Raw genomic sequence first — 16,428 nt, 5'->3', positions numbered from 1 at the left:
GTGAAAACTTCCCCTTTCATCTCTAATTTCCATCATTCTAATACGTTACGTTATACGCTGTTGAGCAATCGAGTAAAGGTGGTTTTCTGATGAGCAACACTTCCCCAACTAAAAATATCGCTCCAAATCGGAAGCTGTCACGTTTTAACATCTCATTCCTAATTAACAAGATCGGTTCCAATCGGAAGTTGGCTCTATTCCTTATTTGCTTGCCTGGGTTAATACATTTTGCCATATTCAAATATATCCCATTGTTTGGAAATGTGATTGTTTTTCAAAAGTATGACATTTTCAAAGGTGTTTTCGGCAGTGAGTGGGTAGGCTTTTTGCATTTTAAGAACATGTTTTCATTGTATGATTTCTACCATCTTCTTAAAAACACCCTAATTATCAGTTTTTATAGGTTATTTTTTAGTTTCCCAGCACCCATTATTCTCGCTTTGTTTTTGAATGAGATCAGGCAGATGCTGTTCAAACGTACAATACAGACGCTGTTGTATTTCCCTCACTTCTTGTCATGGGTAATCGTTGGAGGAATTTTCTATCAACTGCTTGATCCTCAAGGGATTATTAATGATCTCCTCGCGTGGTTCGGTATGGATAGAATCATCTTCCTACAGGATTCTCGGTTTTTCAGAACAATTGTAGTAAGTTCTGCGATATGGAAAGAAGTTGGCTGGGGCATGATTCTTTATTTAGCAGCTATTGCTGGGATCAACCCTAATATATATGAAGCTGCTACAGTTGACGGCGCGAACCGCTGGAAGCAAATGTGGTACATTACGCTGCCTAGCTTGATGCCCACACTTGTCATCTTGCTCCTGTTGCGGATCGGTCATATCCTGGATACCGGTGTTGAAGAAATCTTGATTTATGCTAACTCGCTTAATCGGAACGTTGCGGATGTATTTGATGTCTATATTTATCGTGTAGGTATTCAAGGGGCACAGTACAGTTATACGACGGCACTCGGATTTTTCAAAGCAGTCGTAGGACTTATATTAATTTTTGGAATGAACAAGTTAGCTAAACGCGTTACAGGAGAGAGTATCTACTAAGGGATCTTTTGGAGAGAGGAGGACTGTACATTGCCAATTTATAAATCTGAACGATGGTTTCATTTCCTTAACGGATTGTTTTTTACAGTGCTTAGCCTCTCCATGTTTGCTCCTATGCTACATGTGCTTGCAGTTTCTCTAAGTTCTAACGAATATGTGAAGTTAAATGAAGTCTTCATTTGGCCAAAAGGGTTTAATACGTCCGTATATCAAATCATACTTACGCAAGCCCACATGTGGAGGGCTATGGCTGTTACTTGCTTCATTACTATTATGGGGACTCTTGCCTATTTGTTTTTTACCTCCACGATGGCTTATGCGCTTTCAAGATCGATGATGCCAGGACGTAAACTAATATTGAAACTCATTATTGTTACCTTCATTTTCTCAGTACCGCTCATACCTAAATTTCTAGTCATCAAAAGCTTAGGAATGATCAATACGTACTGGGCTCTAATCCTTCCAGGAGCAGTTGGCGCGTTCGGTGTCATTATTATGAAAACATTCTTTCAGGGAATCTCATCCGAGTTGTTCGATGCTGCTTCCATTGATGGATGTTCTGAATTCGGAATTTTTGCCCGAATTACGATCCCGTTATCTCTGCCCGTATTCGCTACGTTAGGGCTTTTTCATGCTGTAGGCGAGTGGAATTCATATTTTGATGCTTTGATTTACATCCGAGACAAACAGATGTATCCTCTGCAAATTATATTGCGGGGCATCGTCCAGGATAGTCAACTTTCGCTCGAGTTCGACCAATCCCAAATTCTCGAACACACCGTCGAATCAATGAAGTCAGCTGTCATCATTTTTGCAACGGGCCCTATTATTCTCGTCTATCCATTCTTGCAAAAATATTTCGTCAAAGGCGCCAATGTCGGCTCTTTGAAGGAATAGGAGGAAATTCCAACCATGATATTGAACAATGCAGAGGTCAGAATAGTGACGATTGCTACGACCCAAGAACAATCAACAATTAATTTTGCCATTCATGAGCTGTCAAGTTTTCTACTTCGGATGTCCCCGGATTCTCGTGTTGACACGCTAAAAGAAGTCGTCTATACCGAGGAAGGAACTTCGCACCTTTGGATAGGACTGTTCGAAGAATTAGGAATTCCGCTGCCCGAATTAGATAATCCAGAGCTGGACGATGCCATCTATATCGACGTAACTGCCGGAAAGGGGCGTATTGTTGGTTCCAATCCCCGCAGCGTTTTACTGGGGGTTTATCGATTTCTTGAAGAGGTAGGATGTCGATGGCTGCGTCCCGGCACGGATGGAGATTACGTTCCTAAGAGGGCGTTGGATACGATAAACGTTCAGGTTAACGAGATCGCCGCATATCGACATAGAGGGCTTTGTATCGAAGGTGCAGTCAGCATCGAAAATATGCTGGACAACATACATTGGGCGCCGAAAGCAGGCTTCAATTCCTACTTCCTGGAATTCAAAACCCCCTTTACATTTTTTGACCGTTGGTATGGTCATCGGCATAACAAGTACAAACAACCCGAGACCATTACAATCGAACAAGTAGATGCTTTTACGGTGGAGATGGAGCATGAGATCAAAAAACGGGGCCTCCTTTATCATGCTGTAGGGCACGGCTGGACAGGCGAGCCACTTGGACTTCCTTGTCTAGGCTGGGATTCCGTTGATTATGCGGTTGAAGAAGAGAAGTCCCGTTATTTTGCCTTAGTGAATGGAAAGAGGGAGCTATGGCACGGCGTACCACTGAATACGAATTTATGCTTTTCCAATCCCGACGTAAGAAGGTTGGTCGTCCAATACGCTGCCGATCATGCGCAAAATAACCCCCATATCGATATGCTGCATTTTTGGCTAGCTGATGCGTTCAATAACCACTGCGAATGTGAAAATTGTGTTAAGGAGCTACCGTCTGATTTTTATATCATGATGTTAAACGAATTGGACGAGGAATTGTCTGTAAGAAATCTGAGCACGAGAGTTGTGTTCTTGCTTTATTTGGATCTATTGTGGGTACCCAAGAATGAAACATTGAAAAACCCGGGGCGATTCATGCTTTTATTCGCACCCATTAGCCGAACGTACAGCCGAAGCTACGATTCGGATACAACGGGTATCGAAATCCAACCTTTTGTTCGAAACAGACTGAAGTTCCCAACGAACATCCGAGAGAACGTCGCCTTCTTGAAAGCGTGGCAACATTTATTTGACGGTGATGGCTTTACCTACGAGTATCATCATATGTGGGATCATTATCTTGATCCTGGGTATTTCCAAATGGCTGAGATGATCAGTCAAGACGTGAAAAATTTAAAGATACTTCGTCTAAACGGAATCATCAGTGATCAAACGCAGCGATCCTTTTTCCCAACTGGTCTCGGCATGTATGTGCTTGGCAAAACGTTATGGAACGATGAAGCGGACTTCAAGCAATTAGCCAAAGAATATTTCATTGATTCCTTCGGGGACGAGGGTGAAGCTTGTTTAACGTATTTAGAAACGATCTCTGACCTTTTTGATCCACCTTATATGAGAGGCGAGAAGCAGAGGGTCAGCAGTGAAGCAGCTGACAAATTGCGTTCTGTACAAGAGGTAGTGAACGCTTTTCGACCTGTTTTGGAGAGAAACATAGGTTCTGAGCTCCATCCAACGATCGCAAAGTCTTGGGAATATTTACAAATCCATGCTGATATCATAAGTCTTCTTGCCTCTGCTTTAGAGGCTAGAGCGGATGGTAAGGCAGAGGAGGCCCGACAACTTTGGGCAAAAACCTCCGATTATGTCCAGCGTAATGAGGATCTGTACCAGCCTGTATTTGATGTTTTCCTGTATATTCAAACCCTGCACAAGATGTTTGATGATGAAACAAAAACTCATTTTGGCGGAGAAGTCACCTAAGCGTATGTCCGACGGAGAATCTTCTTCGGACATACGCTTGAGTCCTAAAAAGGTTGTCCAAAATGAAACGCTTCCATGGTATAATAGGTTTTAAAAGCTGGTAGGTGGGATAAGGATGGTCCAAATTAGGAAGCTCTCAATGCATGTGAAATTGGCCATCCTGGTTCTTGGCTTTGTCTTTATCCCTTTTATAGTATCTGGCATGATCTGGTACGAACAGTCTACTCAAAGTATCGAAAACAACGCGATACACTACAGTCGTCAAATTGTGGAACAAGTTAATGATAACCTCGACTCTTACTTCGTGGAGCTAGATACCATCACATCACCCGTTTTAACTTCTCCATTAGTGAATCAGTTTATAAATTCAATAAATGCAGACACTTACGATATGTACACTATGAAAAGAAAAATAGACAACGAGCTATTTTTAAATATATTATCGGTGCGAACAGACATTATTAATCTCTCCATTGTCTCGGAGGATGGTTTGATCGTGAGCAGCTACGAGGACCGCGGTTCTCTTGAAGCTTTTAGCGAATATAAGGGGAATCGAACAACGAACCGGACATTCAAAAACTTCAACATCGAAGGCGTCCGAAAAGTTAACTCCACGAATGTGCTTACGATCACGCGCGATTTGCGGGATATCTCAAAAAACAAAATAAGAGCAATGCTCATCATTGATGTGAACTATAAAGTGATTCCCCGTTTGCTGGAAAACGTAAAGCTAGGCAATTCTGATTTAATCTGGGTGATGGATTCGGAGAATCGAATCATCTATCACCAGGATGAAAAGTTGTGGGGAAAGTACGTGAATGAGGCAGTTCCAACTTACACGGGTCTGCAAGGAGAAGAGAAGAGCGGCTTTTATATCGATCGATCAACAGGCAAGAAGAAACTCGTCATTTACGATGATCTTAAATCTACAGGGTGGGTCATTGTGGATGAACTCCCGCTAGAAGAGCTCATCGGCAGCTTGATGAATCTGCGTTATATCACACTTGGAATTGGCATTGTTTTAGTTGTTTTGGTTCTAGTTGCAGTTGGGACTTTCACACTCTCCATAACACGTTCATTGCTCCTTCTACAGAAACTTATGCGCAAAGCTGAAAACGGAAATCTGGATGTTCGTGCGCCAGTGCATAAAGGCAAAGAAATTGGCAGCTTGTTCGGCAGCTTTAACAACATGGTCTCCGAAATCAAAAGGCTAATTGAAGTCGTGCATCTAGCTGAGTTGAAACAAAAGGAAAATGAAATTAAGCAAATGGAGTCCAGCCTCCTAATCTTACAGTCGCAAATTAATCCACACTTTCTTTACAACACGTTGGAGGTAGTAAATTCCTATGCCATTGAAGCTGGGGTACGGCCGATTAGTAAAATGGTGACCTCCATCGCCAAAATGTTCCGTTATAACGTCGGAAATCCACAAAAAACGGTCACACTTTTAGAAGAAATTGAACATATGCAGACATACTTGTCTATTCAAAAAGAGCGCTATGAAGGCCTCAAAGTTGAATGGGATGTTGATGAAGTTGAAGCGATGCAAGTTTCCACCGTACGTCTCATTTTACAACCGCTTGTGGAAAACGCCTTTCAGCACGGATACGAAGATCACGGTCGCAAGCCGGAATACTTGAAAATATCTGGCAGTTTCACAGATGATCGGGCGTATGTCATTTCGTTAATTGATAAAGGAAATGGAATGACTCAGGAGACGTTGAACAGGTTGAACCGATTATTTACGGAGGTCACGATTCAACAAATGGTTCGCGAGCATCAATTTCAAGAGAAAAATCTTGGATTGTGGAATGTGCACAGCCGCCTTCGACTTACGTTCGGAGAACCATACGGCGTATATATCCGCGAGTCAGGGCGGAACGGTACACAGATGGATATTACATTGCCAGGGAGGTAAGGGCATGTATAAAGTAATTATTGTGGATGATGAACCATCAGTGAAACGCAGTTTGAAGACGATCATTGAGCGGGAGACTTCTTCCTTTGAGGTAAGTGCATTTGCCGAGAACGGTCAAGAAGCGCTGGATCTTATTTGCGACTCCTTACCGGACGTTGTCATTACCGACATTCGAATGCCGGTAATGGATGGGTTGCGACTCGCTGAGGAGATCGTAAGCCGTGGGATCCAGACTGAAGTAATTATCATTTCTGGATACAGCGATTTTAGCTATGCAAAATTGGCACTTCGACATGGTGTCTCCGATTATCTGCTTAAGCCGCTTGATGTTGACGAAGTATTAAGAGTACTTTCTTTAACCGAGAAGAAACTGGGCAATGAACGTAAAGGCATTATTGAGCGGAGTGAATGGATCGCTGTGTGTAAGGTAGAAGCGGAGACTTTGGCGAAGCACATGTGGGTCCTCAACGTGGCTGCCGTATGGGAGCAGCTTGAAGGAATACACGAACGGTTGCAGACTTATCGAGCTAATTCAGCAAGACTTAAGGAGATGTTTATTCACTTATTTTACTTGTTGCAGGCGGAAATAGCGGGTCTGAGCGGCAACAGAATTCAATTAAAAACACTTCCCGACTATGAATGGAACGGTCAAGCCGAGCAATTGAAACGACATATTGAGTTAGTGCTGCAATGTGCAATGGAGGAAATCCGACATATTCGCAATTGGGGCTCGCATAAAAATATGTTGGAATCCGTGAAACAGATCAATCAGAATTTTGCGAACGAATCGTTTTCCATGATGAACGCAGCTGAACTTGCAGGGATGTCGCCAACGTATTTCAGTAAGTCGTTCAAAGAAGAAGTTGGCGTTAGCTACACCCAATATATAGCCAAATTACGAATGGACAAGGCGATCGAGCTATTGAGTGATCCGAACAATAAGGTCTACGAGGTTGCCTATGCGGTCGGCTACAATGAATATGCTCATTTTGCTAAAGTGTTCAAGAAATATTACAAGTTTTCTCCGTCAGAGTACCGCCATTCCTTAGAAGGATGAGGAGGTTGGAAATGCGAACAGTGAAGCTAAGACCAAGCCATTTGGAACGAATTTGTGAACTGTGGAATCGAGAGATAGGGGGCGATTTTCCGCTCCGCACACGTCTATTGTATCAAAACAGTTTGAACCACCCGGATTTTTTATCGGAGGGTTCTTTTGTCGTTGAGGAAGAATCGTCCGATTATTTGACAGGTGTCGTAATAAGCAAAATTCAGCGAATAGGTGTGGGTTATATTTCAATGTTGCTCGTTGATTCTCGCTATAGAAATTTAGGTATTGGCGGTACACTGCTCAAAATGGCTGAAAAATCGTTAAATGACGTAGGAATGAGCTCAATTGCACTAGGCGGGGATTCTGGACATTTCTTTCCTGGAGTACCCTCCCAGTACGTAGGTATGAAACGTTGGTTTGAAAATCGTGGGTTCAATCAACGGGGAATCACTTACGATCTGTTAGGTGATTTTCGTAGTAAAGTAATCGTAGAGGAAGATGTTGGGTCGGAAGTCACGTTGTCTGTCGCCAGAGAAGCTGATCGTGAAGAATTGCTCGCCTTCATGAAGATATCCTTTCCTGGGCGTTGGGAAGAGACGACACACCGGTATTTTGCATCAGGGGGGACAGGCAGAGAATTTGTCCTCTTGCGTAAGTCGAATACTATTATCGGCTTCTGCCGTATTAATGACGAAAGTTCCCCCATTCTCGCAGGCAATCAATTCTGGAGTCCATGCTTTCAGGAGCCATGCGGTGGCATCGGTCCACTCGGCATTGCGGCTCCATATCGTGGGTATGGGTACGGAAAAGCCGTTCTTCTAGCAGGTATGCGGGTTTTACAAGAAAGGAATCATCATCTGATGGTCATCGATTGGACTTCGGAAGTCGATTTCTATGCCAAAGTAGGGTTTTCTATCTGGAAAACCTACAATTTATATACCAAATAAGATTACTCATGAAAAGACATATTACCATATAAAATACCATCCCGATTTAGTGAAAAATAGAATAAAGTTAGGCTATCTCCCAATGGGTAAAAAGGAGGAGTACGAGTCTTGAAGATGAAAGTATCCTGTCACTTAATTACGTGGGAAGAAGATTTCGTTAAAGGGATGGAGGAAGCGTCGTCTCTGGGCTTCCGAGCGTGTGAAACTTTTACAAGAATCGCACTGAAATACGAAGATCGCGTTCATGAATTCAAAGCATTATTTGAGCGATATGGCCTTGTATTGTCTGCGTTATATGGTGGGGGACGATTCAGCGATGCTTCACAATTCCATGAAACAGTGGCCTATAATACGCGAGTCGCTAGATTTGCCGCTCAGAACGGCAGTGATCGGATCGTACTTGGACCGAGAGGACCGCGAATAGCGGGAGGCACTACGTTAGAGGAATTAAAGACCGCTGCAAGAGCGATTAATGAATCTGCCAAACGCTGCTACGATCTGGGTGTGAAAGCCTGTGTGCACCCGCATCTGAATACAGAGATTCAAGATGAAAACGAAATCGATGCCATTATGGAAATGACGGACCCGAACTTCGTCTTCTTTTGTCCGGATACAGCCCATCTAACGAAGGCAGGCATGGATCCTGTTACCTTGATGCGGCGATACAAAGATAGGATTGCTTATATGCATATCAAGGACGTCACTCCGGACGAACCGGATCGTACCAAGTTTCCTGTTTTGTCTGGAGACGAGGCACTGCCGATTTTTTGCGAATTGGGTCTGGGGTCCATTGATTTTCCAGCAGTTGTTCGTCTTTTGGAAGAAATCCAATATGACGGTTGGATGACGATTGAAATTGATCAGTCAACGAGCACCCCTCTAAACAGTCTGATGGTCTGTAGGGACTATGTCGAGCAGAAACTCGGCTTACCTGTTAATAACCGGATGTAGAAGAGAGGAACAAACATGATCGAATGCGGCTTATTCGAAATTGATATCACACCCCCGCTGGGGTTTGCCATTCCAGGTTATTTTACACCGAGACCTGCCATTGGGGTCAAAGACAACCTGTACGTTAAAGCCGTTGTAATTGGCGATGGCAAGAGGTTGTCCGCTATCATCGCACTCGATACGATTGGGATAGAGAAGGAAGAAGTGGATGCCATCCGCAAACGGGTGACAGCGGATACCGGAATTCCTGCATCCCATATTTTGGTTGCTGCTACACATACGCATACAGGTGGGCCCATTTATCGTGATCGCGGTCCAGATGGTGACGAGTACACAGCGTTCTTAGTCAAAAAGGCTGCAGACGCAGCAGTGTTGGCCTATGGAAACAGAAGAAAAGCCCAAATTGGTTTCGCCAAAGGTGAAGAGGACGGAATCTCGTTTAATCGTCGCTATTTTATGCGGGATGGAAGTCTGCGGACTAATCCAGGTTTTAATAATCCAGACATTCTTGAGCCGGCTGGTCCTATTGATTCAGATGTCTTCATCATTCGATTAGATGGCGAGGACGGAAATCCGCTTGGAGTCATAACGAATTTCGCCTGTCATCCTGACACGATAGGTGGAAAACGGTATAGCGCAGACTATCCAGGAGAAATTAGCCGTGTGTTGAAAGCGGTTTACGGCAATTCATTCATTAGTCTTTTTCTTAACGGGGCTTGCGGGAATATTAATCATCTTAATTTTATGCATACCTTACGGCCCACGCCTGATGCCTTTCGCCAAATGGGGAAAGTGTTAGCGGGTGAAGTTATCAAGACTAGAGAAAAAGCTGTCACGGAGAATTCGCTGCATGTAGAAGGGCGATGCGAGCTGCTTTCACTTGCTGTACGAAAGCCATCATCAGAGGATCTCCAGAAAGCTGAAGATCTGCTTCGTGCGTCAGAGCATGCTGAGAATAAGGTAGCAATAACCGAGGCGGACTCCTTTTTTGCAAGGCAGCTTCTCACGCTTAGTAAGCGGCAGGAAACGGAAGTATCCGTTGAAATTCAGGCGCTTCGAATTGGGGCGGCTGCAATTGCAGCCTTTCCATGTGAATTATTCGTGGAATTCGGTCACGACCTTAAACAAAGATCACCATCCCCCCATACACTAATCGCTGCTTATGCGAACGGTGTCAACGGATATGTAGCAACCCGAGAAGCGTTCAATCAGGGCGGATACGAGACTCGTTTAACTTCTCGAACGCGGCTGGCCCCTGACTCTGGTGAACGGATGGTCGACACAGTGCTTGGGCTCTTAAACCAATTATGCGATTCGGATGGAGGGATATGAGATTGAGTAAAGCGATATTTGCCGATCAAGAATTGGAAAGCTGGGTACGCAATCAAAAAGACCATCTAGTCAAGATGCTTATGGAGATGGTAGCCATTCCGAGCGAAAATAAACCTCCCAATGGGAATGAATTGCCCATGCAGCAATACCTGGAGAAGGCGTTAATGGAGCTCGACTTCGATGCAGAATTATACGCATTATCAGAGGTAGATGGATTGAGAACGCATCCGGCTTACTGGGGGGAACGCAACTATACGGATCGGCCGAATTTATATGCTTACAAAAAGGGAAAAGGCGAAGGAAGATCACTGCTCTTTGTCGTTCATGCAGATGTCGTGCCAGGCATTCCAGGAAAAACAGCGGAGGACCCCTTTCAACCCGTCATCATAGGGGGGCGTTTGTATGGTCGCGGTTCAAACGACATGAAAGGCGGTACCGCTGCCGTCTTGCTTGCTTTTCAATATTTGCAGGAAAAAGGAGTCCAATTGCTCGGTGACCTTAGCTTCGAGAGCATCGTGGATGAAGAGATGGGCGGTGCCAACGGAACTTTGGCTGGCCGCGTCCGCGGGAATCGAGCAGACGCTGCGATCGTTCCAGAACCTACTAACATGCGAGTCTGTGATTCACACATGGGTGGAGCTGCATGGAAGATAAGAGTTCGCGGTAAAGGTGGCATGGGTTTTGGCGGTGAAGAACTTCGAAATCCGGTATACGGAATGGCACACCTTATTCGAGCTATTGAAAGTTACCAGAATGATATGCAGGCGCGTAAATGTTTCGTTACACCGACTGGCGAGTCCCAAAGTCCTGCGGTCGTGCTTTCGATGATCCAAGCAGGTGGCTTTGAGCCTGGCATGGCCGACGGGATCCCAGAAACTTGCATGATTGAAATTTGGGTTGAATGTTTGCCAGGTGAGTCGTTCTCAGTCTTGGAGTCAGAATTTATTGGTGCGATACGTTCGTTAAGCTCACAACCAGAACTGGTGGGGCTTGAGGTCGACTGGGAGTTGATCACCCGGTTTCTCCCTGGAAGCCGTGCTGAAACACCACTTACGAACATTTTGCTGCAGCAAGCGGAAGAGGAGTGGGGTATGCCTGTTGGAGCCTACACGGCGCCATTTGCTTGTGACGCATTTATGTTCAATTGTTACTCAGACACGCCAGCAGTCATACTTGGACCGGTTGGAGAGAATGCTCATGCTCCGGACGAGTTTGTAGACATAGAAAGCTTGATCAAGCTTACTAAAATTTATATTACCGCCATTGTTGAATGGTGCGGAGTAGAAAGCGGGGGATAATTTCAATGGCAAACAAGTGGGTCAAAGAAGAGATCAGCACAACCGGTGCGCCGCAAAATACGGGGCCTTATTCGCAAGGGATTCGGGTAGGTAATCTTATTTATACTTCAGGAGAAGGACCGTTAGATCCCTTAACGGGGGAGATCGTGGAGGGTACGATCGAGGAGCAGACGCGACTTGTGTTTCGTAACTTAGAAGCCATTCTGAATGCGGCAGGAGCTACATTGCAAGATGTGGTTAAAGTTACGGCGCATTTGGAAGATTTAAATGATTTTGAACGATTTAACAGTGTGTATAAAGAGCTTTTTCCAGGACCCGTTCGCCCGGTTCGCACAACGGTCGGCAGCCAATTGACCGTACGGGTGGAAGTGGACGTTGTAGCTGTCATACCAGAGGGTTAACAATCCGAAGGATAAGGTTTTTGACTAGGAGGACTCACAATGAGGCTTGAAGGTAAAGTAGCGATCATTACAGGTGGTTCGCTCGGTATCGGACTGGCAACAGCTGTTCGTTTCGCTAAAGAAGGCGCTAAAGTGGCGATTGCAGGACGCAGCATTACCGCTCTAGAAGAGGCGGCAAACATTATTCGACGCGAAAGCAGCGAGGTTATGACGGTTCAGGTTGATGTTCAGGCGAAAAGTCAGGTTGACCGATTGGTGGATGACGTTATCGAACGCTGGGGTGCTGTCCATATCTTGGTTAACAATGCGGGCATTTGTGGATTGAGCGCATTCTTGGATATCTCGGAGGAAGATTGGGATGAGCACATGAACGTGAATTTGAAGGGGGCTTTTCTCGTCGGACAGCGAGTTGCTCGAGAAATGGTGGAACGACGGACGGGTGGCTCTATCATTCATATGTCAAGTGTGAATGGCATTAATGCGGAAGCCATGCAGGCGCATTACAATGTGACAAAAGGCGGCATGAACTTGCTTAGCATGTCTATGGCGCTTGAGTTGGCTCCATACGGAATCAGGGTGAATGCGTTATGTCCCGGCTTTATTGAAACTCGACTTACAAAATCGATGATTGACGATCCTCCGGCTATTGCTGATTATATCAAAACGATACCGATGGGCCGAGTCGGTCAGCCAGATGAGATAGCGGATGCTGCCTTGTTCTTAGCATCAGACGATTCTCGTTATATGACTGGGCATAATCTCGTGGTGGATGGCGGTCAAGTCATCAAACTCGCATGATCAGTTAATCGGCTTTCGTAAAGGCCGAAAGGAAAGGGTGCTACATGGAGATGCGCGTGGAAAAGTGCAATAACCAAGAGACTTATCCGATTTATCTGGTACATGAACACAACAGCATTTTCGAAGTTACCCAGTCAGAGAAGTTTAAGGTTGCCGATCTGGGCTTCCGAGCGAAGATTAGTAAACTAAAGGACTCAGATCACGCTATTTCATTCTGTGCCTATACGAAATTAGATCATTTCTGCCTTGATTTGCGTTTTGAGTCTGTCCCTCCCGAAGCCGACGGCGAAGTCGTGCTTTTTTTCGATTTTGGCCATACGCGCAGGAAACGTCATGGGGCATTTTCGATGAAGTTTAAACAAGATGGCAGTGTGGTGTATGAGGAATTCCTCTATGAAATTGAACGGCTTGAGATTCCTTCGGACATTGATTATTCGATCTCTGCTTCGGAAGGCTTTGTAAACCTGTCAGTGAGTATGCCGCTGCGGTTTTTGCGGATTGAGTCAACTGAGCAGCGAATCCTTGGGTTTAATGCAGTTCGCACTTTAAAAAGCGGAGATGAATCGACGCTGATTACGTGGTCGGGAATTCCAGGCGATCGGCCGACGATGGGATTAGGGATGGGCGATTTGCTGCTGACCCGAGGTCTGTCTGATGAGGAGATTCAAACGAGAAAGCATACTATTCAAGCAGAGAGTACGCTGTTTTTTACTCGATGGGTAAAGTGGAAGATACCTGAAGAAATATACGGCTATGTTACGGAGAAACGTAAGGGATTTACGGCTAGAATATCTAGGGCCGAGGTTGAACAGGCTCGTGTGTCTGCAAACACGACACTTTGGGGCGGACGAGTGAAAGAAGAGATCATGCAAATTGCTGATTACTGGGCTGCCAAAAGCGATGATGAGCTGTTCGAGTTGGTACCCGTTGGCAACCCTAGGGCCCTTTCAGTAGGCCAATATTTCGGGGATCCTCTCGAAGGCGGCAAACGAACGGCTTATCAGCTTTGTTTAGAGCGGCCTTATCAATATTATAACCCAACTACCCAAACATGGTGGTATAACGGGATGAAGCTGCAAAACCCAACAACGGGTGAGGAGATCGTATTGGACGACGATGGCCAAGGGTTTTTGGCACCAGAAGGATTTCCAAATCCAGGTGTGCGGTATATGTTTACGGCTTCGTACCGTCTATTTATCCTATCCATGTTGATGGGAAATCCATATTGCTCCGTTTTGGAGGATACAAATGTCTGTGAAGAGACGACCGGCATGCAAAACTCTGGTGCGATTAATAATTTGGCTTATGCCTACCTACTGACTGGTGAGAAGAAATATGCCTTCAAAGCTTTACTGTTAATGGGGCGAATTGCCGAATTGGTTCCATATATGAACGGCAACTATGGATCGGGCTACTACGATACGGTGCAAATATCCGAACCGACTACAACGGAATCCCACTGGCTTTCTAATTTTTTTGAAGCAGCAGACCTGCTTTTTGAAGCAGGGGAAGCGTATCGTCCTGATTTAGAACAGTTTTTTGCAGCCAAACCCGATGCAGAAAATAAGAAAAGAACGGTTCCATTCCATGTGAACGCCGCTGTCCACGAAATGATTCCCTACATATTGTACAGTTGTGAAATTGAGAAAACTCGCGACGCCGACTGGTCTCTGCGTTGGATTTATTTACAGTTGCTTATCGCCTCGTATATGGGAAGCGGCAAGCTTATGCATCATATTTTGTATGGTGGAAAATATAGCTTGGAATCAAAGTTTCGTAATAACTTTTTCCGAGATGGCCGTTATATTTACGATTCATTGGGCTATATGGCAGCCATCTGCGAGCAAGTGTCCATGATGGCGAACAACAACTACGGGTTCTCTGATGAGGAGTATTTTCCAAATGGAATCGATTTGTTTGAAGACTCGGACTTCAGTCTGAGGCAGGTGATCGGACTGTTTGCGAAGCTTCGGTCGGGAAGCCTGATACCAATGTTTGGCGACACGCTCGCGGATAATGTAGAGCCGGTATCTGAGGATCGACGAAAAGGCAAAATCACGTATACACCTTCCTATGAAATTATTTACCGCCGTTCGCCATCGCTTCGATCGGTAATAGGTGGACTTTTATCCCGATATAATCAGGAGGAGTTAACCGACTATCGCCTCAGGAGCGTTCGAGAAACGAATAATAAGCACTCGTTCTTACTGCTTGCTACGGCGGCCGAGTGGGAGGAATATCAGCAGTATGAAGCAAATTCCGATCAGCTTCAACCTTCCTTCCTTTTGCAAGATTCCGAAACGAGTATGTTCCGCGTAGGTACGAATGCCCACAATTGCAAGCACGTGATGTTGTACGGACAGCCGACCGCAGGACATCATCATGGTGATAAGCTGGGTTTGTGGATTGGGGGCTTCGGGTATCATTTGCAAGCATCAGGTGGGAGATATCCGTTTACGTGGCTCAGTCCCAAATATGAGGCGTGGGAAACACATTCGGCTGCTTGTACAGTTGCTATAGTCGATGGTAAAGATCAGTTGCCTTCCTATTCACGCCAAAAAGGTCACTACGAGGGTAATATACTCCAAATGGCAGGACTTGATAATACGATTACTTACCCGGGAACGCATTACGAACGTTGGTGTTGGATCGTTCAAGCTCCTGATCAGGAGAATGCCTATGTAGTTGATTTTAATGGCTTATCTGGCGGAAAAACGTTCGATTATAATACGGTAGGAATGGACTGTACACCAGAATCCGTACAATTCGAAGGAATTGAAGAAACGGAATGGACGCATATAGATGGCACACTTGCTGGTTCCGATGTTCCGTTGTACAGCAAGCCTGGCTACGGATGGATGAAAGCTTTACGCAAGGCTAAGGTGAATCGACCGGTTTCTTGGACGTTCCCTTATGGAACTGCGTCCTTGAAAATTCATACAGTTCCCAAAGGGGAGCAGCGCGAACTCATCCTATGCCTCGGAGAAAAGGGCGGGGAAGAAATGCGAAAATCACGCTGGGAACCCTATGTATTATGGCGGGACGAAGACAACATTGACGCTGCGAATCATTCAACAGGTTTTATAAGCGTGTTGGAGCCGTACGAAGGAACGTCGTTCCTGCAAACTGTTCTTCCATTGGAATCGGTATTGGACTCAGCTCCTCCTCACCCTATGTCGACTGGCATCGAGATTCGGTATGTGGACGGTAAGCATCGTGATATTGTTCTCAGTTCTTATACCGAAGGGGAAAAGGTCCGTTACTGTGATTCCCAAGGTCGTATCTTTGAGACGGATGCTAAGTCTCTAGTACTGCGTTATCGTGATGACCGGCTCGTTCAGCTTGAAGCTGTACATTACTCCTTTATACGCACATCGGATGGAGAGTGGACAGCGGACGCGCCTGCTTATCAAGGGGTTATAACTGAAGTGGACGCAGAAACCCGAGCCATTCGAGTTGAGCTCGATCGAGTTGACGAGAGCTTGGAACAAGCGTTCCAAGGCCAGGCTGCATTAATTGACTCCTCGGATTACTTGAAGCCATCTGCGTACTACCTTAATGAGACACAGCTTGACGGCTGCACACTTACTTTTCGCTCCGACATGACGCTCATTAAGTTGGAAGAAGGCTGGTCTTCTCCACATAAACGGCTTGGATTGGGGAATAAACAGGTCATTGAATATCGTGGTAAACGGGTGCACATGGACGTGAAACCCGGGGATTCGTTCACACTTTCTAATGTGCTTCGACTTTTATTAAGTTGACGCGACTAATCGGGATAGTAGCAAGGC

General features: G+C 45.3%; 12 protein-coding genes. All 12 read left to right on the top strand.

Translation table 11 applies throughout. From position 1 onward, the window contains the following. Nucleotides 1–89 precede the first annotated feature (89 nt). The 12 genes from AC58QG_RS04560 (at nucleotide 90) to AC58QG_RS04505 (ending at nucleotide 16,401) form a co-directional block, all read left to right on the top strand. Entirely contained in the window at nucleotides 90–1,058 is a 969-nt protein-coding gene (locus tag AC58QG_RS04560) for an ABC transporter permease (RefSeq protein WP_497360912.1), read from the top strand. A gap of 30 nt (nucleotides 1,059–1,088) precedes the next feature. Beyond that, nucleotides 1,089–1,955: a carbohydrate ABC transporter permease gene (locus tag AC58QG_RS04555; RefSeq protein ID WP_497360911.1), complete on the top strand. Its 867-nt coding sequence runs from the start codon at nucleotides 1,089–1,091 to the stop codon at nucleotides 1,953–1,955. A gap of 15 nt (nucleotides 1,956–1,970) precedes the next feature. Continuing rightward, nucleotides 1,971–3,944 carry a DUF4838 domain-containing protein gene (locus AC58QG_RS04550; protein ID WP_497360910.1) on the top strand — a complete coding sequence of 658 codons (1,974 nt, stop codon included), beginning with the start codon at nucleotides 1,971–1,973 and terminating at the stop codon, nucleotides 3,942–3,944. Nucleotides 3,945–4,083: 139 nt separating this feature from the next. After that, nucleotides 4,084–5,862 carry a sensor histidine kinase gene (locus tag AC58QG_RS04545; protein WP_497360909.1) on the top strand — a complete coding sequence of 593 codons (1,779 nt, stop codon included), beginning with the start codon at nucleotides 4,084–4,086 and terminating at the stop codon, nucleotides 5,860–5,862. Between the two features lie 4 nt (nucleotides 5,863–5,866). Next, the gene (locus tag AC58QG_RS04540) at nucleotides 5,867–6,919 is read left to right on the top strand and encodes a response regulator transcription factor (protein ID WP_497360908.1); all 1,053 of its coding nucleotides are present in this window, start codon (nucleotides 5,867–5,869) and stop codon (nucleotides 6,917–6,919) included. 11 nt (nucleotides 6,920–6,930) lie between these two features. After that, nucleotides 6,931–7,857: a GNAT family N-acetyltransferase gene (locus tag AC58QG_RS04535; RefSeq protein ID WP_497360907.1), complete on the top strand. Its 927-nt coding sequence runs from the start codon at nucleotides 6,931–6,933 to the stop codon at nucleotides 7,855–7,857. 114 nt (nucleotides 7,858–7,971) lie between these two features. Continuing rightward, entirely contained in the window at nucleotides 7,972–8,808 is an 837-nt protein-coding gene (locus tag AC58QG_RS04530) for a sugar phosphate isomerase/epimerase family protein (protein ID WP_497362778.1), read from the top strand. 15 nt (nucleotides 8,809–8,823) lie between these two features. Continuing rightward, complete coding sequence (locus AC58QG_RS04525) at nucleotides 8,824–10,140, top strand: hypothetical protein (RefSeq protein ID WP_497360906.1); 1,317 nt, start codon at nucleotides 8,824–8,826, stop codon at nucleotides 10,138–10,140. A gap of 2 nt (nucleotides 10,141–10,142) precedes the next feature. Next, nucleotides 10,143–11,438 carry a M20 family metallopeptidase gene (locus tag AC58QG_RS04520; protein WP_497360905.1) on the top strand — a complete coding sequence of 432 codons (1,296 nt, stop codon included), beginning with the start codon at nucleotides 10,143–10,145 and terminating at the stop codon, nucleotides 11,436–11,438. A gap of 5 nt (nucleotides 11,439–11,443) precedes the next feature. Then, nucleotides 11,444–11,839, top strand: coding sequence for a Rid family detoxifying hydrolase (locus AC58QG_RS04515; RefSeq protein ID WP_436245376.1), 396 nt, complete (start codon nucleotides 11,444–11,446; stop codon nucleotides 11,837–11,839). A 39-nt stretch (nucleotides 11,840–11,878) separates the two neighbouring features. Then, the gene (locus AC58QG_RS04510; RefSeq protein WP_497360904.1) at nucleotides 11,879–12,637 is read left to right on the top strand and encodes an SDR family NAD(P)-dependent oxidoreductase; all 759 of its coding nucleotides are present in this window, start codon (nucleotides 11,879–11,881) and stop codon (nucleotides 12,635–12,637) included. A 50-nt stretch (nucleotides 12,638–12,687) separates the two neighbouring features. Further along, nucleotides 12,688–16,401, top strand: a complete 3,714-nt coding sequence (locus AC58QG_RS04505) for a hypothetical protein (RefSeq protein ID WP_497360903.1) — start codon at nucleotides 12,688–12,690, stop codon at nucleotides 16,399–16,401. Nucleotides 16,402–16,428: the final 27 nt, after the last annotated feature.

Source organism: Paenibacillus sp. J22P169 (assembly GCF_059691995.1).
The sequence above is the reverse complement of the archived record's forward strand: the minus strand, read 5'-3'. Positions and strand labels throughout refer to the sequence as shown.

What these genes read in the sequence shown, in the direction of transcription:
- AC58QG_RS04510 (WP_497360904.1), top strand. Translation starts at nt 11,879, where the DNA reads ATGAGGCTTGAAGGTAAAGTAGCGATCATTACAGGTGGTTCGCTCGGT.
- AC58QG_RS04505 (WP_497360903.1), top strand. Translation starts at nt 12,688, where the DNA reads ATGCGCGTGGAAAAGTGCAATAACCAAGAGACTTATCCGATTTATCTG.
- AC58QG_RS04550 (WP_497360910.1), top strand. Translation starts at nt 1,971, where the DNA reads ATGATATTGAACAATGCAGAGGTCAGAATAGTGACGATTGCTACGACC.
- AC58QG_RS04545 (WP_497360909.1), top strand. Translation starts at nt 4,084, where the DNA reads ATGCATGTGAAATTGGCCATCCTGGTTCTTGGCTTTGTCTTTATCCCT.
- AC58QG_RS04560 (WP_497360912.1), top strand. Translation starts at nt 90, where the DNA reads ATGAGCAACACTTCCCCAACTAAAAATATCGCTCCAAATCGGAAGCTG.
- AC58QG_RS04515 (WP_436245376.1), top strand. Translation starts at nt 11,444, where the DNA reads ATGGCAAACAAGTGGGTCAAAGAAGAGATCAGCACAACCGGTGCGCCG.
- AC58QG_RS04540 (WP_497360908.1), top strand. Translation starts at nt 5,867, where the DNA reads ATGTATAAAGTAATTATTGTGGATGATGAACCATCAGTGAAACGCAGT.
- AC58QG_RS04530 (WP_497362778.1), top strand. Translation starts at nt 7,972, where the DNA reads ATGAAAGTATCCTGTCACTTAATTACGTGGGAAGAAGATTTCGTTAAA.
- AC58QG_RS04535 (WP_497360907.1), top strand. Translation starts at nt 6,931, where the DNA reads ATGCGAACAGTGAAGCTAAGACCAAGCCATTTGGAACGAATTTGTGAA.
- AC58QG_RS04525 (WP_497360906.1), top strand. Translation starts at nt 8,824, where the DNA reads ATGATCGAATGCGGCTTATTCGAAATTGATATCACACCCCCGCTGGGG.